The organism is Muricoprocola aceti (genome assembly GCF_025567005.1).
In the GTDB taxonomy this organism is placed as follows: domain Bacteria; phylum Bacillota; class Clostridia; order Lachnospirales; family Lachnospiraceae; genus Marvinbryantia; species Marvinbryantia aceti.
The window spans coordinates 47,123-69,042 of record NZ_JAOQKE010000004.1; the positions used below are offsets into that span (position 1 = coordinate 47,123).

Genomic DNA, 21,920 nt, shown 5'->3' on the forward strand with positions numbered 1-21,920 from the left:
AATAAAGTTCTCATACTTCTTTCCACATCTTTTTATGTTGCGATCTTTTTACTGTTCGCCCAATCCTGCTTCGATCAATCTTCCGATATTCTCCAGAGCCTCTTTCTCATCTTCCCCCTCACAGGTCAATGTAATGGCATCTTCACACTTGACGCAGGTACTCAGAACATTCAATACACTCTTTGCGTTCGTAGTTGTATTTCCGAATGTCAGTGTCACAGAGGATTTATACTTAATCGCTTCTGTGCAAAGCGCTGCTGATGGTTTCAGATGTAATCCTGCCTGATTCCTGATTGTAAAAGTTCTGCTTACCATTTCTATCCCTCCGTATTTGCTTCTATCTCTGCTTCATTATCCTGTTCCTCTATATTTACTACAATAGAAACATCATTTACCAGTTCATATCCCTCTGGAAGCGTTACGTTCACCGGAAGTGTATAGCTTCCATTTATCTCACAGCTCTTCAGATCAATCTCTGCCGAAATATCTGACAGTGTCAAAGTAATTGCTTCCTCACTGTCCTCACTCGTTGTCTTCACACTGATGGAGACAGCATCTGCTGGTGAGAAAATCAGCTTCTTATCTGACGGTGTATTATGCATAATAATGTCAGAAATTGGCATCTGGAATGTCTTGCTTCCTACTTCATCAATACCTACGTGTACCGTGATGGCAGAGGAAATATCACTTTCCAGTCGAATGTCGTCATACTGATTTAACGTATCATTCAAATCCACTGTGAAATCCTGCGTTTCTGTCATACCTTCCACATTAACAGGATCTTTCAGCTGTATGATGCCCCCAAGTTCCTCTATTGCATTTTCTTCCGCTACCAGATTAATGGTCTGTGGAGCAAGTGTTACCGCAGATACTTTATATCCTGGAGCTACTTCCCCCGTCACCTCCACCTTCAGTGGAATATCGTTGTATACCTTCCAGAGCTCCGTCCGGACTTCTGCCGAATTATTCTGAAGACTTACTCCGTCACTGTTTTTCAGTTCCAGATTACTCATTTGTGCATCCGTTAGTGTTGCTCCGTTTTTATCCTCAATCCGGATCGGATAAAAGTCTGTCGATCCCATACTCATATTCGTGACATCCACTGAAATCGTAACCTTTCCGATGATATTAATCAACGATTCCGGTCCGGCAATCCTGATCGTATCCCCTGTTACAATTGTCGTTTTTCCTACTTCATATCCTTTATCCGGTTTTCCGGTAGTCACCACGGCCATCCCAAAGTTCTGCTCCACTTTATCTTCCATACTGATCTTCAGGGAAGATGGAAGCATTCGGATATCTTCCTGTCGGATCCTTCCATCTTCACAACTGATCTCCAGTGGAACTGTTCCAAGTGCCTCATTATAGTTCTCCATATCCGCTTTTACAATGAAACTGTCTGCCGCCAATGACGATCGTACACTCTTTCTCGCGGTCACATAAACATTGATCTTATCCACACCATCCACCACTGTAAATGTCTTATTGGCATTCGTAATGGTGTCCTGATTCTTAATCGTGATCGGTACATTCTTGTATACCTGAGTGCTCTCCGGATCATTGGTATTGGTTACTACCACCCAGATCAGGCAGGAAACCAAGAGGGAAACGATCTTCAGTCCCAGATTATTTGTCCATTTATGCTTCATCTGATTCTTTTCCCTTCTTTCTTAAGATTCCCACACCCGGTATTCCTTTTTTGGTAACCGGCACTTTATTCTGCAGTGCCACCAGACAGGTCCGCAGCTCTTCTTCCTGTACATTATGGCGCAGCCGTCCTCTCTGGGCAATGGAAATCTTCCCGGTCTCTTCCGAAACAATAATCGTAACAGAATCCGTCACTTCACTGATTCCCACGCCTGCTCTGTGTCTGGTTCCCAGAGCCTTACTCAAAGAAAGATTCTCTGACAATGGAAGATAACAGGTGGCTGACCTGATCTTATCTCCTTTAATAATCACAGCTCCATCATGAAGCGGTGTATTATGTTCAAAAATATTAATCAGCAGCTGGCTGCTTACCAGCGCATCCAGGTCAATTCCTGTTCGCTCATATTCTTCCAACGTCTCATTCTGTTCCAGAACAATCAAAGCTCCGGTCTTCACTTTCGCCATTTCAACAGTAGCCCGGACAAGTTCATTTACTGTCTTGTCACTGCATCTCTGTTCCACATCTTTTTCATTTCCACTGCCGAAAATGTTGACAAGGAACATTTTCTCCCCCAGAATCTCCAATGCTTTTCGCAGCTCTGGCTGAAAAATAATAATCGCTGCAATAATAGCAATATTCAGTCCCTTATTGATAATAAAAATTAAAGTATCCATATGGAACAGATAAATCAGTGCCACAAAAAAGCCCAGGAAAATAATTCCTTTCAATAATGTCCATGCTCTGGTATTCTTGATCCATACCAGAATCGTATATACCAAAAAAGACAACAGTATAATTTCAATAATGTCTATGATCCCGACCGGCATCCGAAAAATATATAATCCGGGGATATACTGGATAAACCACATCTTAATTGTCTGCATCCCTTATCTCCTTTCCGATCTTCTGCTTCTTTTTTTACGATGAACCTTTCTTTTTGGAATCGCTTTTACATAATAGAAATACTCATCATCTTCAAATCGTACATTTTCTGTTCTACGATAATCCAGACTAAACAGAAAAGCCTGAGCTGCTGCCGCTGTCAGCATTGCCACGATCACATCCAGTATCATAGTCACAATCTGTACCGAAACGCCAAAAAATGTACTGCCTGCTATACGCAGTGCCACATACAGAAATAATCCCACTCCGGCTGCCGTCATCCAGGCATATTTGATCTCCATTCTGCGAATCAGCCACACGATCCACAAAAGCACAGCCAAAGCAATGGCCATCACCAGCATTTCCCAGTTATTCATCACTGCATTCATCAGTTCTGTCATTTTCTGCATCATAGCTTCCGCCGCATCGGTCGCTGTAGCCTCCAGCGTACCACCCATCTGATTGGTCACTTCTGTCAGTTCATAAGCAAATACCCCAAATATGACACCTGCTGCGGACAGAGGACCTCCCACCAGGCCAAACAATACCGCCGCCATAGCCGGAACACCCATGTGCATGGTAATGGCCGTTAAAATCAATGGCACTGCGGAGTGGGGTGCGATGCTAAAATAAAGCAACATTCCCACAATCAACATTCCACCACCTGCAATCGCTGCCTCCGGTGAAATCCCGTAGAAATGAATCAGGATCATTCCAGCACCGATCATTACCGTACTGTTGGATGGAAGGAAAGCACAAAGCAATGCCAATGCTGCAACAATCAGTGGATTTCTCAATATTACCACCTGCCCCAGTGATGCATTAATCATTCCAAAAGCACATAGTGCCATACAAAACTTGGCAAGTATACGTATTACCGTATCATGTTCCCCATAAAACCTGCTTAAGCTGTCTCTTATGCCAAGTAACAGTCTCATGCTTCTTCTCCTTTTCCCTTTCTTTTATCTTCCCGTTCGTACTCCCGTTCCAGTCTGGTCAGCATTTCCTGATACTGTTCCAGATCTTTCCGTGCACGTGCATACCGAACACTATGTATACAATAAGTAAGTACCAGGAAAAAACAAAGCCATACTGCATACAAAAACAGGATCTGCTTTCCCAGCAGCCATACATCTATTCTGGTAATATCCAGCATCAGCGTCTCAGCATGATACATCCCCCATCCAGCCAGGATGCACAGGAATGCTGCGGTTACCCGCAGTCCATTTTTTATCATATGGCGGCCAATGTAATCACTGCGAAAGCAGGTACGCACTCCCTCCAGCTGTTCCATGTGATGTTCTTCAAAAATGGCAAGCCTGATCATCTGATAAATTCTTTTTTCATTCATATGTATGCCCTCTCATTTTTTCAGTATATCATATCCCCATGGCCAATACAAATTGCTATATAAAAAATATCTGAAATTCCTGCTCTTTTCAGACTCTCTGCCGCCGCATCTACCGTACTTCCCGTTGTGTATACATCGTCTACCAACAAAACTCTCTGATACGGACTTTCCCTCTCTGCTTCAAATGCCTCCAGCAGATTTTTTCTGCGTGTTGCGCGATCCAGTTCCTTCTGTGCTCCGGTATCTCTGACTTTTTTCAGCAATTCCGTATCTACCGGAAGATTCCAGTATTCCCCCAGATATCCAGCCAGAATCTCTGCCTGATTATATCCTCTGAGTTTTTTCTTCTTTGGATACATCGGAATCGGCACCAATACCTCCGGCTGCCACATCTGCACATTTTTTTCTCCATATCTGGCCAGCATCCGGGCAAAAGTCTCCAGATATTCTCTTTTATTGCTATATTTTATCTTATGAATGGCTTCTTTCACTTTTCCTTCGTACAGCAGCATAGCGCATCCCTGACGGTAACTGTGATGTGTTTTCTGACAGTCAGGACAGAATTCCTGTTCTATGCTGCCAACCGGCTTTCCGCATCGATAGCAGACCGGCTGTTCGACAAACTTCAGTTCCTTCCGGCAATCCTCACAGACTCCCTGACTGATCTTTCCACAAACAGGACATGTGGATGGATACAAAAGTTCCGTTGCTGCCTTCGCTGTTCTTTTCCAACTATCTGGCCATTCTATTTTTCTGATCTTTTTCACTCCTCTTCCTGCCACTGCTGAATCTGTTCTTTCAGCGTGGAATAACGCTTCTGTTCCATTTCATTGTCGATCATCTGCTGAAATACCTGCTCAGATCCTACCAGAGTCACACATTTTCTTGCCCTGGTAATCGCCGTATACAGGAGATTCCGGCTCATCAGCATACGTGGACCGGAAAGCAATGGAATCACCACTGCCGGGTATTCGCTTCCCTGGGACTTATGAATCGTAATGGCATAAGCCAGCTCCAGCTGCTCCAGTTCCTTAAACGAATACTCGATATATTTATTATCATCAAACACAACTGTCATCTGCTCTGCGTAAGAATTAATCTCAGAAACGATTCCCATATCCCCGTTAAAGACGCCTACGCCCTTCTCTATAGGAATGCCATATGCTCCCCGGATCTCCCACTCGATCTGATAGTTGTTCTTGACCTGCATCACCTTGTCACCCTCCCGGAAAAGTCCGGAGCCGAATTCCTTTTCCTTCTTTTCCGGTGATCTCGGATTCAGATATTCCTGCAGGATTGTATTCAGACGTTCCACGCCAAGAAGTCCTTTTCGCATCGGTGTCAGGACCTGAATATCCAGCATTCCCGCATCCACATATTTAGGCATCTTCTTCATCACTAATGTCAGCACTACGCTGATGATCACATTGGCATCATCTCTTTTCAGGAAGAAAAAGTCCCGGCTTTTATTGTCCAGTACAACATGTTCTCCTTCATTAATCTTATGAGCATTGACCACGATATCACTTTCACTTGCCTGACGGAATATCTTATTCAGACGCACTACCGGAAAACACTCCGAATAGATGATATCTTTCAGCACACTTCCAGGTCCGACAGACGGCAGCTGATTCACATCTCCTACCATAATCAGTCTGGTTCCCACCGACACTGCCGACAGCAGCGCATGCATCAGAAACAGATCCACCATAGACATCTCATCTATGATGATCACATCTGCTTCCAGTGGGTTCTCCATATTTCGTTCGAAATGATATCCTGCCGAGTCTTCCTCAGGCACCCCAGAAATCTCCAGGAGACGATGTATGGTCTGTGCTTCATAGCCTGTGGCCTCCGTCATACGCTTGGCTGCTCTTCCGGTCGGCGCTGCCAGCAGAATCTCCAGCCCCTCTGATGCAAAATAGTGGATCAGGGTATTGATCGTGGTAGTTTTTCCTGTACCAGGTCCGCCGGTAATCACCAGCAGGCCATGATTTACCGCCTGCACCACGGCTTCTTTTTGCAGTTCTTCCAGACTGGTTCCTGTTCTGGTCTCGATATCTGCCAGCTTCTGCATCACGGTGTCGTCTGCGATATCCGCTGTCACATTCAGATCATGAAGCATCTTTGCCGTATTCAGCTCCAGATAGTAATTCTGTATACAATATACCCGATCTTCCTTCAGAACTACTTTTCTATCCATGGCCAGATCCATTAGATTCCGTTCCATGGCTTCCAAAGATACCCCAAGCAGCTCGGCTCCTCTTCGGAACAATTCCTCTCTTGGCAGATAGATATGTCCTTCTGCCATGGACTGCTTCAGTGCATAAAACATACCACTTCGTATACGGAAGTCCGAATCCGTATGAATCCCTGCTTTTTCTGCAATCTCGTCCGCAATCTTAAATCCTACTCCCTGAATCTCATCTGTCATCTGATAGGGATTCTCTTCAATGATCCGATACAGACGTTCTCCGTACTGATTGTAAATCTTCACACTTAAGGCTGACGAAATTCCATATTTCTGAAGAAAAATCATGGCTTTTCTTGCATCCCTTTTTTCTTCCATCTGCTGTGCAATCTCTCTTGCCTTTTTCTCACTGATCCCTTTGATCTCTGCCAGACGCTCCGGTTCTTCTTCCATAATACGGAAAGTATCTGCCTTAAAACGCCGCACGATTCTGGCAGCCAGCGCACTCCCGATTCCTTTTATTGCTCCGGATCCAAGATAACGTTCCATCGCCAGTTCATCTTCCGGCGCCTTTAATTCAAAAGAGCTGATTTTAAACTGGGTACCATACGTACTGTGCTGCGTATAGGTTCCTTCCGCTTCGATCAGCTCTCCTTCATTGATATACTGCAAGGTGCCTACGCAGGTCACTTCTTCCCCGTCGCAGATCATCACCATCACTGTATATCCGTTATCTTCATTTCGGAAAATGATATGATCTATGTATCCCGAAATTTTTTCCATTCGTTTTTCCTTCCAAATCCTATATCTGCTAACCTTCCAGACGGTTATTCCGTGCAGTCATCTCTGCATAAATACCGGTACCGATGGCTACTGCTGCAATCGGCTCCTCGGCTGTCACCGTATTGATTCCAGTCTTCTCCTCTATGAGTTCCTCCAGTCCATCTAGAAGTGCTCCGCCTCCCGTCAGCACAATACCACGTTCTACAATATCCGCAGCCAGCTCTGGCGGTGTCTTCTCCAATACGCTGTGTACTGCCTCCACGATCTGGCCGGTAGCCTCCTTCAGCGCCTCGCGCACATCTTCAGAGGTGATCCGCACCGTCTTCGGCAGTCCGGTACCCAGATCCCGTCCTTTGACCTCCATAATCTTCTGTTCCGGGCGCTCGATAGCAGTGCCCACATGAATCTTGATATCCTCTGCCGCACGTTCCCCGATGATCAGGTTATGTACCGTTCTGGCATACTTCATAATAGCCTCGTCAAAATTATCCCCGGCTACATTAATCGTACGATCTACTACCACACCATCCAGAGAAAGAATCGCTGCCTCGCAGGTACCGGCACCGATATCCACAATCATCTTCCCACATGGTCTGGAAATGTCGATACCTGCTCCCATAGCTGCTGCAATCGGCTCCGGAACCGTCAACACTTCTCTGGCACCTGCCTGATAGGTGGCATCTTCCACTGCCTTTTTCTCTACTTCTGTGACATTACTCGGTACACAGATGCTGATACGAGGTTTCTTAAATGACAATCTGCCGGTAGCCTTCTGAATAAAATACTTCAGCATCTGCTCTGTCACCGCATAATCTGCTATAATTCCATTCTTCAGCGGACGAATGGCTACAATGTTCCCTGTTGTTCTTGAAAGCATAATACGCGCTTCATCACCAATTGCCCGAATCTTATCTGCATCACGATCATAGGCCACCACAGACGGCTCCTTTAATACCACGCCTTTTCCTCTGACATAAATCAATATGCTGGCTGTTCCAAGATCGATTCCAATATCTGATACGTTCATATACTTCCCCCTTTTTTACTCCTTGTTCAAGTATAAAACACTGCCCTGAAATTTTAAAGTCCTTTTTCCGATTTTCCGAAAACTTCTCGAAATTCATATTTTCTTCTCTTTTTGAACACATTTTGAACACAATTTACCGATATACTGTAGCCATATTAGCAAAGAGCTAATATATTTCATAACTCAAGCTTCGCAGCACCACACGTTGCGAAGCACTCCCTCAAAATAATTTAGTTTTTTCTCTTTCCTGAAATGAGCTGTGCGAGATGCACAGCTCATTTCATGTTTTACTACAAATATTTCTTAATATATTTTCCAGTATAGGAGATTGGACTCTTTGCCACTTCTTCCGGCGTGCCTCTGGCTATGACAGTCCCACCACCGTCTCCACCTTCCGGTCCCATATCGATGATATAATCGGCGGTCTTGATCACATCCAGATTGTGCTCAATGACAACTACCGTATTGCCGCCATCGGCCAGTCTCTGGAGAATCTCTATTAGCTTGTGTACATCGGCAAAATGCAGTCCGGTGGTCGGTTCATCCAAAATATAGATGGTCTTTCCGGTGCTCCTGCGGCTCAACTCAGTGGCCAGCTTTACACGCTGTGCCTCACCGCCGGATAACTGGGTGGATGGCTGTCCCAGCTTGATATAGGATAATCCCACATCATTCAATGTTTCTATTTTTCTTCGAATAGATGGCACATGTTCAAAGAACTTCACTGCTTCTTCCACTGTCATATTCAGCACATCGTAAATGCTTTTTCCTTTGTATTTGACCTCCAGAGTCTCCCGGTTGTAGCGACGTCCCTGGCAGACTTCACACGGTACATAGACATCCGGCAGGAAGTTCATCTCGATCTTGATGATACCGTCTCCTGAGCAGGCCTCACATCTTCCACCTTTTACATTAAAGCTGAATCTGCCTTTGCTATAGCCTCTGGCCTTGGCATCGGCCGTAGCTGCAAACAGATCACGGATGGCATCAAAGACTCCGGTATAGGTCGCCGGGTTGGATCTTGGCGTACGCCCAATCGGGGACTGGTCAATATTGATGATCTTATCCAGCTGATCCGTTCCCTCAATCCTATCATGAGCTCCCGGTATAGTCCGGGCACGGTTCAGTGTCTTTGCCAGACTCTTATAGAGAATCTCATTGATCAGCGAACTCTTACCGGAGCCGGATACGCCGGTTACACAGGTCAGTACTCCCAGTGGAATCTCCACATCAATGTTCTTCAGATTGTTCTGTCTGGCTCCCACGATCCTGATAAATCCGGTTGGCTCTTTTCGTACCTTCGGTACCGGAATCTGCAGTCTGCCACTTAAATAAGCTCCTGTTATCGATTCTTCACAGGCCATCAGTTCTTCTGCCGTTCCGGCAGCCACCACTTCTCCGCCGTGATCACCGGCTCCCGGTCCGATATCTACGATATAATCTGCTTCCCGCATCGTATCTTCGTCATGTTCTACCACAATCAGGGTATTGCCAAGATCACGAAGACTCTTCAACGTAGCAAGCAGCTTATCGTTATCTCGCTGATGCAGACCAATACTAGGTTCATCCAGGATATAGGCCACGCCAACCAGCCCAGAGCCAATCTGGGTGGCCAGACGGATACGCTGGGCTTCTCCACCAGACAGACTTCCGGTGCTTCTGGCCAAAGTCAGATAATTCAGACCCACATCCATCAGGAACTTCACTCTGGATCGTATTTCCTTTAACAACAGTCTCCCGATCAGCTCCTGCTGCTTCGTCAATGTCAGATGTGTCATGAATTCCTGTAATTTATCAATAGACAGTGTGGTCACTTCGTAAATATTCCTGTCATTAATGGTCACTGCCAGAGAGGATGCTTTCAGACGCTGTCCCTTACAGGTCTTGCAAGGCGTAATGTTCATAAAAGTCTCATACTCTGCCTTGGAGCTTTCTGATCCGGTCTCCCGGTATCTGCGCTCCACATTCTTTATCAGTCCTTCGAAAGCTACATGATAGACACCTTCTCCCCGCTGTCCCACGTAGTGCACATCCACCTCATGTCCGTTTGTTCCATGAATGATAATATCCCGGATCTCCTGAGGATATTCCTGATATGGAGTATCCAGACTAAAATGATATTCCTCTGCCAGTGCATCCAGAATAGCTCTGGTAAAGCTGCCCTTATCTTTGCAGGACTGCCAGCCCATGACAGCTATGGCACCTTCTTTGATACTCAGGGACTTGTCCGGTATCATCAGATCTTCGTCAAACTCCATCCGGTATCCCAGTCCATAACAGTCCGGGCAGGCACCAAACGGATTATTAAAGGAAAAGCTTCGCGGCTCAATCTCATCTACACTGATTCCGCAGTCCGGGCAGGAAAAGCTCTGGCTGAAACTTAATGTTCCCTGATCTGCTGCATCGACCATCACCAGTCCTCCGGTCAGAGACATGACTGTCTCCAGAGAGTCTGTCAGGCGCTTCTCGATTCCCGGCTTGACAATCAGTCGGTCTACCACAATCTCGATGGTATGCTTTTTATTCTTTTCCAGCTTAATCTCTTCTGACAGTTCATAAGTAAGACCGTCAATCACCGCACGGACATAGCCATTCTTTCTCGCCTGTTCCAGGAGCTTGACATGCTCCCCTTTTCGTCCACGTACCACCGGAGCCAGCAGCTGGATCTTGGTTCGCTCTGGCAGAAGCATGATCTGATCCACCATCTGGTCTACAGTCTGTTTCTTAATCTCTCTGCCACAGGAAGGACAATGAGGTGTTCCAATTCTGGCATACAGCAGGCGGAAATAATCATAGATCTCTGTTACCGTTCCCACCGTAGATCGTGGATTGCGGTTCGTTGATTTCTGATCAATGGAAATCGACGGCGGCAGCCCTTCAATGCTTTCCACATCTGGCTTTTCCATCTGTCCCAAAAACATTCTGGCATAGGAAGACAACGATTCCATATAACGCCGCTGTCCTTCTGCATAGATGGTATCAAAAGCCAGTGAAGACTTGCCGGAACCGGAAAGTCCAGTCAGCACTACCAGCTTATTTCTCGGAATATCCAGACTGATGTTCTTCAGATTATTCTCATTCGCTCCACGAATCCGAATATATTGCTTTCTATCTGTTTTTTCTTTTTCGTTACTCATTCTTCCTCCAGTTCCTGCAGGTGCTTCTTCAGGTCAATCATCTTATCCCGCAGTTCCATGGCCGCTTCAAAGTTCAGTTCTGCGGCTGCTTTCTTCATTTGTTTTTCTACCTTGCCGATGAGTTTTTCCAGATCTTTTCTGCTCATAGATTCTGGATCCACTTCATGATCCTGTTCTTCTTTGGCTACTGCCTTGGAAATACTGATCAGATCACGGACTGCCTTTCGGACAGTCTGTGGTGTAATACCATGTTCTTCATTATAAGCTTCCTGAACCGCTCTTCTTCGATTGGTCTCATCTATGGCGATCTTCATGGAATCTGTCATCACATCAGCGTACATAATGACATGGCCGTCTGCATTTCGGGCTGCACGCCCAATAGTCTGGATCAGGGATGTGGCAGAACGCAGAAAACCTTCCTTATCTGCATCAAGAATCGCTACCAGGGTAATCTCCGGGATATCCAATCCCTCTCTGAGCAGGTTAATTCCTACCAATACGTCAAAGACATCCAGGCGCATATCACGGATAATCTCGGTACGCTCCAGCGTATCTACATCCGAATGCAGATAGCGTACCCGTATACCAATCTCCCGCAGGTACGAAGTCAGATCTTCTGCCATGCGCTTCGTCAATGTGGTAATCAGCACTTTATTCTTTGCTGCAATTTCCTTATTGATCTCTCCTGCCAGATCATCAATCTGTCCTTCCACAGGGCGGACTTCCACTTTCGGATCCAGAAGTCCTGTCGGACGGATAATCTGTTCCGCACGGAGCATCTCATGTTCTTCTTCATAATTGCCCGGTGTTGCAGAAACAAACAGGATCTGATCGATCTTGCTCTCAAACTCCTGAAAATTCAACGGTCGATTGTCCAGTGCTGACGGAAGCCGGAAGCCATAATCCACCAGTGTAGTTTTTCTGGAACGGTCACCGGAATACATCGCCCCAATCTGCGGAATGGTCTTATGAGACTCATCAATCATAATCAGGAAATCATCTGGGAAATAGTCAATCAGTGTATGAGGCGGCACGCCCGGCTCCAATCCGGACAGATGTCTGGAATAGTTCTCGATACCGGAGCAAAATCCCGTCTCACGCATCATCTCGATGTCAAAATTCGTCCGCTCTGCAATACGCTGAGCCTCCAGAAGCTTATCATTACTCTTAAAATACTCCAGCCGTTCTGCCAGTTCTTCTTCGATATGCTTCGTGGCCTCCAGCATCTTGTCCATCGGCACTACATAATGAGATGCCGGGAAGATAGCTACATGTTCCAGACGGTTGCGGATCTCTCCGGTGAGCACGTCAAACTCTGTGATCCGATCCACCTCATCCCCGAAAAATTCTATACGGATAGCCGTCTCTGAGGCATTGGCCGGAATCACCTCCAGCACATCACCATGTACCCGGAAGGTACCACGCTTAAAATCAATCTCATTCCGGTCATACTGCATATCGATCAGCTTACGGATCACATCATCCCGATCCTTTTCCATACCAGGTCGCAGGGATACTACCATGTTCTTATAATCCACCGGGCTGCCCAGTCCATAGATACAGGACACCGATGCTACGATGATGACGTCCCTTCGCTCCGCCAGCGCTGTAGTAGCTGACAAACGCAGCTTATCAATCTCATCATTAATCGATGAATCTTTGGCAATATAAGTATCCGAGGACGGCACATACGCCTCCGGCTGATAATAATCATAATAGGATACAAAATATTCTACCGCATTGTGCGGAAAAAATTCTTTAAATTCTCCATACAGCTGAGCTGCCAGTGTCTTGTTATGGGCTATGATCAGTGTCGGCTTATTCATCTGCTGAATGACATTCGCCATGGTAAACGTCTTACCAGAACCCGTCACACCCAGAAGCGTCTCACACTGATTGCCTTCCTGAAAGCCCTTCACCAGTTCCGCAATCGCCTGTGGCTGGTCTCCGGTTGGCTGATATTCAGAAACCAATTCAAAATGATCCATATGAATACTCCTGATTGAATCTAATCTGTTTACTCTTATTTTTGCTACCTGTCAAGTATATCATTCATTATAAAAAAAGTACAGAACAAATCGAATGTTTGTTCTGTACTTTTTTCTATTCCGTTACATGTATCGTTGCTCTGAGCATACCCATCCAACAGCTGTAGATATAGTCCCCCGGCTGTTCTGGCAGGAATGTGATTTTGTTTTCTCCCGGTTTCAGCTTTATATCCAGATCATACTCCGGTATGCGAATTTCGTTATTGCATCCGTTCAGACTGCTCGCCTCTGCTTCAATGATCCATTCCACCGGGATCCCTGCTTTTACGGTAATATCTTCATATCCGTTTGGCTTTAATGTCGTGGTCACATACTGTACATCCTCATTTTTTTCTGCCTGAATTCCTGTGCTGCCACCTGCTAACGGCACACCAAATCCCAGCAGCGCACTGTTATTCTGAATCATATAGACGGAAAAAAGTAAAATCAGGCAGCTCCCGGCCAGCAGCATCTTAGATCGCCATTTTTGCAATAACGTACCTGCAGCCAGTCCAAATAACAGCATCAATGGTACTGTTCCAATTGCAAAGAAGAACATCGACAATGCTCCTGCTGCCACGCTTCCAGAGGCTACCGCTACCAGCTGCATGGCCTGCAGCGGACCGCATGGCATCAGACCATTACACAGACCAACCCAAAAAGCCGATCCTGACTGAATCCTTTTTGGACACGGAATATGAATCTTACGCAAAAACGGCAGCAGATCCAGCATATTCAACGCCATCAGCAGCATACAGATTCCGGCAAATAATCCGATACCGGCCCGTACCTCTACAGAAATTGAGACTACACTGCCAAGTGCTCCGAGAAGCGCTCCTGTCAGGGTATAACTGCACACCCGTCCCATATTGTATAACACACTGTTTCTCCAGCTGCTCTGTTCTCCGCGCTTCATACTCTGGGACAGGCTTAATCCCCCACACATGGCCATACAATGTACAGAAGTCAATAGTCCGGTCAGACAAAGCGCCACATAGCCTACGCCTTCTTCTGCTCGTGGGAAAGAAGCAAAAACAGTCATAATCCCCATTCGCTCTCCCACCAGAAACGCCATAAGAATTCCTGCCACCAACAGCCACTTTTTCCATTTTTGACCAGCCTTCTTGCCGTTTTGATACCCAGAAGCAGTTACCGCCTGTTCAATCTGATTCGGAGCACAGATTCCATTTTCATATATAACTGTCAGTAATCCTTTTCCATAATCTGCTTTCACAGATTTCACACCAGCTACTTTGCCAACTGCATGTTCCAGTGTCTTTTCACACTGTCTGCACATCATATCTCTGACATAAAATTTTGTTGTTACATCCATATTTAGATTCCCTTTTTCCAATTGGCAAAAGCATCCGCCTGTTCATCAAGAGATGCCGTCTCTATCAGTACCTGATCTCCATCTTCTGAAAGCTCCAGTGGTACCGGATTGCAGCCACCATGTACATCACCGATAGCCTCTACTGCAAAATGATTGCCACAGTTCTGGCATACAACTTCGTTTCCTTCCTGTTCAAAATAAGCATATGGCGAACCTGCACACACCTGACAGGTATTCAGCGCTCCATGTACTGTTCCATCTGCATCCTTGTATAACATGACCTGCATGGCAGTGCCATTGGAATCATAGTCAATAAATGCTACCTGATCTCCCAGAGAAGTCTGCGCAACCTGCAGGTTCCCATCCGCCAAAGTTGCTTCCACAGCATCTTCACTTTCATTCTGCACATTGTCATTTTCCGGTGTTATTTCTGTCTCTGTTGCCGTCACTTCCTGCTTTTCTGTTTTACTCCCGCATCCGGTCAGATTTATCGCCAGCACACCTGTTATCATCATTGTATAGATCATTTTCTTTCTCATTTTTTCTTTGCCTCCTTGTATCGCTTGTCTCAATTCCCTCTGATCTCTCTCCCTGATTTCTGCACTGTCCATATTCCGGACAAAGAAAATGCGGGATCTTATGGCTTTTGTCATACGCTCCCGCACTTCTTTCACTTTTATGTGCTATTTCTTATGTTAGTATTCCTTATGCTGCTGTTTCAGATTCTGTCTCTGTTTCTGCTGCTGTTTCACTTTCAGCTTCTGTCTCATCTGCTGCAGCAGTTTCACTCTCGCTCTCTGCTTCTGCATCTGTTGCTGTTACGCCACCTTCAACAACCAGTTCATCTTCATAGTCTGCGCCATAAGTATCAAGCAGCGTAGCTTCATAATCTGCATGGAAGAATTTTTCTTCTCCAAGAGTCTTGATCTCATCATTGATCCAGTCAAGCAGTGTATCATTTCCTTTGGTAACTGCTGGTGCAATGGTATCAGCACTTCCCAGCGATGGAATACCTACTGTATAACCTTCATTCTGTTTTGCGAATGCAATCACTTCTGTGTTATCATTTGCCCATGCTACACCATTTCCATTTTCCAGTGCATTCTTGGCTGTTGCATAAGAATCATATTTCTGTAATGGGATATCCGGATAGTTCTCAACCAGATAAGTTTCTGCTGTCGTTCCGGAGATAACGATCATCTGGTCATCTGGATTCCAGTCATCCAGTGTTTCAATCACATTGGAATCTGGTGAAACAACTCCAAGTGCTACGTTCATATATGGAAGAGCAAAGTCTACTTCTTCTGCACGTTCTGGTGTTACAGTAAAGTTAGCCAGAATCACATCCACTTTTCCAGTCTGAAGATACTCGATACGGTTTGCTGCTTCTGTGGAAACAAAGTTCACATCTACTCCAAGATCCTCACCCAGACGGTTTGCGAAATAAACATCATATCCCTGATAGTCTCCATTCTCGTCTACATAACCAAATGGGTTCTTATCGGAGAAAACACCGATGTTAATAGTTCCGTCCTCTTTGATTTCATCCAGTGTACGGAATCCGTCTGCTGCAAACGCTGAGGTTGCAAATAAAGTGGATAATGCAAGAGTTGCTGCAAATACGATTGATTTTTTCATGATACTGTTCTCCTCTTTTATGATATTTATTTAGTTCTCAAGCAAGTTTGATCAGAATGTTTTTTCCAAATCTACATTGCTTTATGTTAATAACATACTAAACTACTAGGTTAAATATGTCAATCATTTTTTTATAATAACTGGCTATAAATTTAAACTATAGCTCTATATGATAAAAACACCCGCTCTACCAGGCGGGTGTCAGGAACTAATCTTTCTTTATCGTCTTATGTTTTACATGTTCGAATGTGAAAACGTTCAGAAACTGTTTTGCCCTTCCTGTCTTCGGATGGTCAAAAAATATCTCCGGATCAGAATCCTCCACAATTTTTCCACCCTCCAGGAAAATAACACGGTCTGCGATAGCACGGGCAAACTGCATCTCGTGAGTAACAATGAGCATAGTTTTTCCCTGCTCAGCCAGCTGAAGCATAACATCCAATACTTCACGTACCATTTCTGGATCCAGTGCTGCCGTTACTTCATCAAAAAGCAGGATCTCAGGATGCATACAGAGAGCACGTACAATAGCCACACGCTGTTTCTGACCTCCAGACAACTGACGTGGGAAACTGTCGGCTTTATCTTTTAGTCCTACACGCTCCAGAAGTTCCAGTGCTTCTTTCTTTACTTCTTCTTTGTCTCTCTTCTGTACTTTAGCAGGTGCCAGAAGGATATTATTCAACACGGTAAGATGCGGAAACAGCTCATAACTCTGGAATACCATACCAATTTTCTGCCGAAGCTGAGTCAGATTTTTTGACGACTGACTAATCTGCTGTCCCTCAATCTCGATGGAGCCTCCCTGTGTCGGTTCCAGGGCATTGATACACCGCAGCATCGTACTTTTTCCACAACCACTCGGTCCTACTACTACGATCACTTCTCCTCTGTGAACAGTCAGACTCACATCGTCCAGAATCATATTATCTTCAAATTTTTTTGTCAGATGCTCTATTTTCAGCAATTCTTCTGCCATCGTTTACTTCCACCTCTTTTCCAGATATTTGGCCAGCAGGCTGATTGGCCAGCAAGCCAGAAAATATAAGAGAAATACTGCCAGATAAATGCCAAAAGCAGCATTTGGACTGGACATACGGTTTGCTTCAATGATCTGCTGTGCCACCTTCAATACTTCCACCACACCGATCATCAGTATCAGACTGGTAGTCTTGATCATACGGGTAATCAGATTTATAGACAACGGGATCAGTCTGCGCAGCGTCTGTGGAATAATAATATACCAATAGGTCTGCACTTTGCTTAAACCCAGCGCCTCACTGCTCTCATACTGATGCTTTGGAATGCTGGAGAGTGCTCCTCTTACCAGGTCACTCATTTCCGCTGTTCCCCATAAAATAAACACGATAATGGATGCTGTTTCACCGGACAGTTCCCATCCAAATGCTCTGGTACTTCCAAAATAAACCAGAAACAGCAGCACCATCTGCGGCATAATCCGGATAAACTCCAGATACACACGTAAAATAGCTTTCGTGATCGGATTCTTCCAGTTCATCAGCGCTCCCAGCAAAATTCCCAGCGGAATGCTGACCAGAACTGAGATCAGGCTGATTCGCAGAGCTACGCCAAGTCCTCCGATCAGTCGGATCATATTTTTTCCTTTTAATAATACTTCAAGCCCCAAATCCGGCATAACGCAGCCTCCTTTCCAGAATGCTGCCCACAATCGATACCGGGAGCAGAATAATCAGATAAAATACCACCAGCAGGAACAGACTCTCCGTTGTCTTATAATACATTCCAATCAGGTCTTTTGCTGTAAACATCAGATCCATCAAACTAATCGCACTAAATACACTGGTCTCTTTCAGTAAAAAGATCACATTAGCAATAAATGCTGGAATACTGATGGACATCGCCTGCGGCAAAATCACATACCGCATCATCTGATAGCGATTCATACCAAGGCTCATGGCACTCTCCGCCTGAATCGGCTCAATGGCCTCCAGACCGCTTCGGAACGCTTCCGCCATATAACTTCCACCTAAAAACGCCAGTCCTGCCACACCACAGATATCCGCCTGTGTACGAATACCGATCTTCGGTAATCCATAATAGATAAAAAACAGCTGCACCAGGAGCGGTGTATTTCTGCTCAGCTCTATGTAGATTCCAACAATGTGTTTCAGTACTGGTATCTTATAATATTGAATTGCCGCACAGATCAGACCAACTATGATGGCAATCACCACACCCATCACGCCGATCCGCACTGTGAGCACCGCTGCTTTCTCGTAAAGCGGCAGATATTTCATAATAAATTCCCAGTTCATAGCCTCTTAACCTTATGAAATTCTTCACATTTCCTTTCTTATATTATGATATAGTATGATAATAAAGTTAAACTTGATTTTCATTCAGTCCACTTCTTTAATACGCTACCATATAAAAGGATATTAACACCATATTCCTACTATGTCAATAGGATATATCACAAAGCCTTTTCCGTCCAACGAATACAATTTTTTAGCGCGAGACGGCGCTATTGGTCCAGTGGACCAATGCTCAGCGCCGACCGAGGAGGACTTTAGGTCCTCCGAGACCTCGAACGTTGGAAGAGCCCTCTTGGGCTCTTCTTTCACAAAAAGAAAGGGCTATCCATCGGATAACCCTTTCTCTTTGTGAAAATAAAAAGAGCGCGAGACGGGACTCGAACCCGCGGCCTCGACCTTGGCAAGGTCGCGCTCCACCAACTGAGCCACTCGCGCATTTCTTATGTTGTCGCTCACCTCAGCGACAAATAATACTATACATGATATATCTTTATTTGTCAATAACTTTTTTAAAAAAATTTTGAGGCACTTTTCTTTTTCTGAAATGTGCCTCAAATCGTTATTCCTGTTAGTGTGTGCTCAGATATTTTTCAATATCTTCAATCGCAACTGCCTCATCTGTGCCATCTGCCTCTACCATGATCTCTTCTCCTGCTTCCAGTCCCAGTGTCATCATTCCCATGATGCTTTTTGCATTCACACGCTTCTGTTCCACTTCCACGTGAATCTTGCTCTCATATTGACTTGCCACCTGTACAAGTAATGCAACAGGACGTGCCTCCAAACCACTAGGCAACTCGATTTTGATAGATTTTTTAATCATAATGCTTCTCCTCCTTACAGCCTCTCAGTCCATCCGCTATTTCGCTTAATTTTCTTAAGCGGTGGTTCACACCAGACTTTCCCACTTGTGGGTTCAATAACATTCCTAATTCTTTCAGTGTGGCGTCCGGATTGGCCAGTCTGACTTCCGCCATATCTGCCAGCCCCTCGGACAATTCCCCAAAGCCAATTGTATCCCGGATATATCGAATATCCTCTATCTGCTTCACCGCTGCATTTACCGTCTTGTAAATATTTGCTGTCTCACAATTGACCTTACGGTTCAGTGAATTTCTCATATCTTTTAATATACGGATATTTTCCAGTTCCATCAGAGCCTGATGTGCTTCCATAATATTCAGCACATCCACGATTCCATCCCCCTCTTTGATATAAACCACATGATACTTCTTCCGCTGTACCATACGGGCATCAATCTGAAAGGAATGCAACACCTGCTGTATCTGTCTTGCCCGGTACTCGGATGCACAGGCAAACTCCAGATGATAAAACTTCTCAGGGTTGCTGACAGACCCTGTTACCAGAAAAGCTCCTCTTAAAAAAGCTCTCTTGCAGCATGTTCTTCGAATCAGTTCACTGTCCGCCAGTTCAAAGTCATCTGCCAGATCCATATAACTTTCTCCATCTGGCTTCATCAGCCCGGTAGCGCGTAAAATCTGTAGTACATCTTCCTGTTTTTTTACATACAAATGATACATCCGACCGTTTTTGCTGCCATGATGCTGTCTGATAGAAAGTTCAACTTCTATATTAAATGTTTTTTGCAATAATGTAAAGTACTTTCTTGCCACAAACAGATTCTCTGTCTGAATTTTCAATAAAAACCTGTCATTTTTCGATACAGAGATCCCTCCGCACATACTGATGATGGCTGTGATCTCCGCAATCTGGCAGTGTCTGGCCCCCAGCTTCTGTCTGGCCAGCTCTTCTTTCACAGTTCCGGAAAACGACATAACGGCTCCTTTACCTTCCCTTTTCAATATCTCTGTGTTCAATCTTTACTTTGTATTCCCGATCCTCTTTCAGTATCTCATACAGCTTATTGGCAATGGTCACTGACCGGTGTTTTCCTCCGGTACATCCAATCGCCACCACCAGCTGATTTTTTCCTTCTATTACATAATTAGGTATCAGAAACTGTACCATATCACTCAGCTTATCCAGGAATACTCCTGCCTGCGTACAGTTCATGACAAATTCCTGTACCTCTTTATCATTTCCAGTCTTTGTCTTTAGTTCATCTACATAATAAGGATTCGGAAGGAAACGCACATCAAATACCAGATCTGCATCTGACGGAATTCCATTTTTGAATCCAAAGGACAGCACTGTCACTACCATATTTTTAAATTCCCGGTTCTGCTGAAAGATCTCATCCATATTCTGAACCAGTTCCCGGACCAGGAGCTGGCTGGTATCCATAATATAATCCGCTTCTTTCTTCAGAAACGCCAGCTTCGCCCGTTCTTCCTTCAGTCCCGTCTCTACCCGGCCATCCACGGCCATCGGATGCTGACGTCTGGTTTCTTTATAACGTTTGATCAGTGTCTTATCTGATGCATCCATAAACAGGATCTCATACTGGAAACCAGCTGCCTTCATATCTGACAGCTGGCCATCCATCTTATCCAGTTCTTTTCCATTTCGTATATCAATTCCAACCGCAGCTTTGGTAATATCCGGGTTGTCATTCATCAACTGCGCAAACATCGGCAAAAGGGAAATCGGCAGATTATCTGCGCAATAATATCCACAGTCCTCCAGTATCTTCAGGGCTGTCGATCTTCCCGCTCCCGACATTCCCGTTACAATTACAAATCTCATGTGCTCTTCTCTTTCCTGACAGGATCAGAACTGCCCCAACCGTTTTACCTCTGGTTCCAGAGCAACTCCAAACTTCTCCATCACAATTTTTTTCGTCTCATCCATTAACTCTGTGACATCTTTAGCTGTCGCATTGCCTTTGTTGATCACAAATCCACAATGTTTTTCTGAAATCTGTGCACCTCCCACAGAAAATCCCCGCAGGCCGGCATCCATAATCAGTTTGCCTGCAAAATAGCCTTCCGGTCTCTTAAAAGTACTTCCTGCACTCGGATATTCCAATGGCTGCTTCGTGACTCTCTTTTCTTTCAGCTCATCCATCGCAGCCTTGATTTCTTTTGGAGTGCCTGTCTTTAATACAATCACGGCTTCCAGAACCACATAGCCTTTTCTGGCAATGATACTGGTACGATATCCCAGTTCCAGTTCTTCTGCCGGAATCGTTCTGATCATTCCATTTGGATCCAGTACCGTTACTTCTTTCAGAATATCCTTCATTTCTCCACCATAGGCACCTGCATTCATCACCACTGCACCACCGATAGTTCCCGGAATTCCCGCTGCAAATTCAAATCCAGTCAATGATGCATCCAGTGCACGCTTTGCCACTGCAGCGTTCTGTGCTCCTGCCTGCATACGGATCTGACAGCCCTCCACCTGAATTTGATTAAAATTACGCAGCAGCTGAATCACAACACCACGTACTCCTTCATCAGCTACCAGCAGATTGCTGCCATTTCCCACGATATACCATGGTATCTCTTCCTGTCTGCAGAGCTTTATCACATCTGCAATCTCTTCTGTAGTCTGCGGAAGGATCAGATACTCTGCCGGACCACCGATGCGAAACGTCGTATGCTTCTTCATCGGTTCTTCCTCCAGAATCTGTTCCTTTCTCACTATCTTGCTTAATTTCTCATAAAATTCCTGTTTCACACT

At 45.1% G+C, this 21,920-nt stretch carries 20 protein-coding genes and 1 tRNA gene; all 21 read right to left on the bottom strand.

Annotated elements, in window-relative coordinates; translation table 11 throughout:
• Window positions 1-48: 48 nt before the first annotated feature.
• The 21 genes from OCV47_RS05370 to murB all read right to left on the bottom strand — a co-directional run bounded on the left by OCV47_RS05370 (window position 49) and on the right by murB (window position 21,917).
• The gene (locus OCV47_RS05370; RefSeq protein ID WP_262654222.1) at window positions 49-315 is read right to left on the bottom strand and encodes an HPr family phosphocarrier protein; all 267 of its coding nucleotides are present in this window, start codon (window positions 313-315) and stop codon (window positions 49-51) included.
• 2 nt (window positions 316-317) lie between these two features.
• A complete protein-coding gene (locus OCV47_RS05375; protein ID WP_262654223.1) occupies window positions 318-1,649 on the bottom strand; it encodes a CdaR family protein in 1,332 nt (443 codons plus the stop codon).
• Entirely contained in the window at window positions 1,639-2,532 is an 894-nt protein-coding gene (cdaA, locus tag OCV47_RS05380) for a diadenylate cyclase CdaA (RefSeq protein ID WP_256296798.1), read from the bottom strand. The genes OCV47_RS05375 and cdaA overlap by 11 nt, the downstream gene beginning before the upstream one ends.
• Before the next feature lie 3 nt (window positions 2,533-2,535).
• Entirely contained in the window at window positions 2,536-3,468 is a 933-nt protein-coding gene (locus tag OCV47_RS05385; RefSeq protein ID WP_262654225.1) for a hypothetical protein, read from the bottom strand.
• The gene (locus tag OCV47_RS05390; RefSeq protein WP_262654227.1) at window positions 3,465-3,881 is read right to left on the bottom strand and encodes a hypothetical protein; all 417 of its coding nucleotides are present in this window, start codon (window positions 3,879-3,881) and stop codon (window positions 3,465-3,467) included. The genes OCV47_RS05385 and OCV47_RS05390 overlap by 4 nt, the downstream gene beginning before the upstream one ends.
• A 20-nt stretch (window positions 3,882-3,901) precedes the next feature.
• The gene (locus OCV47_RS05395) at window positions 3,902-4,648 is read right to left on the bottom strand and encodes a ComF family protein (RefSeq protein ID WP_262654228.1); all 747 of its coding nucleotides are present in this window, start codon (window positions 4,646-4,648) and stop codon (window positions 3,902-3,904) included.
• A complete protein-coding gene (gene recD2, locus OCV47_RS05400; RefSeq protein ID WP_262654230.1) occupies window positions 4,645-6,855 on the bottom strand; it encodes an SF1B family DNA helicase RecD2 in 2,211 nt (736 codons plus the stop codon). Before recD2 ends, OCV47_RS05395 begins: the two co-directional genes overlap by 4 nt.
• Window positions 6,856-6,883: 28 nt before the next feature.
• Window positions 6,884-7,882, bottom strand: a complete 999-nt coding sequence (gene mreB / locus OCV47_RS05405) for a rod shape-determining protein (RefSeq protein ID WP_262654231.1) — start codon at window positions 7,880-7,882, stop codon at window positions 6,884-6,886.
• A gap of 290 nt (window positions 7,883-8,172) precedes the next feature.
• Window positions 8,173-11,019: an excinuclease ABC subunit UvrA gene (uvrA, locus tag OCV47_RS05410; RefSeq protein WP_262654232.1), complete on the bottom strand. Its 2,847-nt coding sequence runs from the start codon at window positions 11,017-11,019 to the stop codon at window positions 8,173-8,175.
• A complete protein-coding gene (gene uvrB, locus OCV47_RS05415) occupies window positions 11,016-13,007 on the bottom strand; it encodes an excinuclease ABC subunit UvrB (protein WP_262654233.1) in 1,992 nt (663 codons plus the stop codon). Before uvrB ends, uvrA begins: the two co-directional genes overlap by 4 nt.
• A 115-nt stretch (window positions 13,008-13,122) precedes the next feature.
• Complete coding sequence (locus OCV47_RS05420; RefSeq protein ID WP_262654235.1) at window positions 13,123-14,379, bottom strand: urease accessory protein UreH domain-containing protein; 1,257 nt, start codon at window positions 14,377-14,379, stop codon at window positions 13,123-13,125.
• Between the two features lie 2 nt (window positions 14,380-14,381).
• On the bottom strand, window positions 14,382-14,918 hold the full coding sequence (locus OCV47_RS05425; RefSeq protein ID WP_262654237.1) for a DUF2318 domain-containing protein: 537 nt from the start codon (window positions 14,916-14,918) through the stop codon (window positions 14,382-14,384).
• Between the two features lie 166 nt (window positions 14,919-15,084).
• On the bottom strand, window positions 15,085-16,017 hold the full coding sequence (locus OCV47_RS05430) for a transporter substrate-binding domain-containing protein (RefSeq protein WP_262654238.1): 933 nt from the start codon (window positions 16,015-16,017) through the stop codon (window positions 15,085-15,087).
• 208 nt (window positions 16,018-16,225) lie between these two features.
• Window positions 16,226-16,996, bottom strand: a complete 771-nt coding sequence (locus OCV47_RS05435; protein ID WP_317244139.1) for an amino acid ABC transporter ATP-binding protein — start codon at window positions 16,994-16,996, stop codon at window positions 16,226-16,228.
• 3 nt (window positions 16,997-16,999) lie between these two features.
• Window positions 17,000-17,674: an amino acid ABC transporter permease gene (locus tag OCV47_RS05440; protein ID WP_256296838.1), complete on the bottom strand. Its 675-nt coding sequence runs from the start codon at window positions 17,672-17,674 to the stop codon at window positions 17,000-17,002.
• On the bottom strand, window positions 17,655-18,314 hold the full coding sequence (locus OCV47_RS05445) for an amino acid ABC transporter permease (protein ID WP_256296840.1): 660 nt from the start codon (window positions 18,312-18,314) through the stop codon (window positions 17,655-17,657). Before OCV47_RS05445 ends, OCV47_RS05440 begins: the two co-directional genes overlap by 20 nt.
• 362 nt (window positions 18,315-18,676) lie before the next feature.
• Window positions 18,677-18,749: transfer RNA gene (locus OCV47_RS05450), tRNA-Gly, on the bottom strand.
• Between the two features lie 133 nt (window positions 18,750-18,882).
• Window positions 18,883-19,137 (bottom strand): HPr family phosphocarrier protein, encoded by a 255-nt coding sequence (locus OCV47_RS05455; RefSeq protein ID WP_262654239.1) that lies wholly within the window; start codon window positions 19,135-19,137, stop codon window positions 18,883-18,885.
• Window positions 19,130-20,110 (bottom strand): DNA-binding protein WhiA, encoded by a 981-nt coding sequence (gene whiA, locus OCV47_RS05460; RefSeq protein WP_256296844.1) that lies wholly within the window; start codon window positions 20,108-20,110, stop codon window positions 19,130-19,132. Before whiA ends, OCV47_RS05455 begins: the two co-directional genes overlap by 8 nt.
• Window positions 20,111-20,120: 10 nt before the next feature.
• Complete coding sequence (gene rapZ, locus OCV47_RS05465; protein WP_262654240.1) at window positions 20,121-20,981, bottom strand: RNase adapter RapZ; 861 nt, start codon at window positions 20,979-20,981, stop codon at window positions 20,121-20,123.
• 24 nt (window positions 20,982-21,005) lie between these two features.
• Complete coding sequence (gene murB, locus OCV47_RS05470; protein ID WP_262654242.1) at window positions 21,006-21,917, bottom strand: UDP-N-acetylmuramate dehydrogenase; 912 nt, start codon at window positions 21,915-21,917, stop codon at window positions 21,006-21,008.
• Window positions 21,918-21,920: the final 3 nt, after the last annotated feature.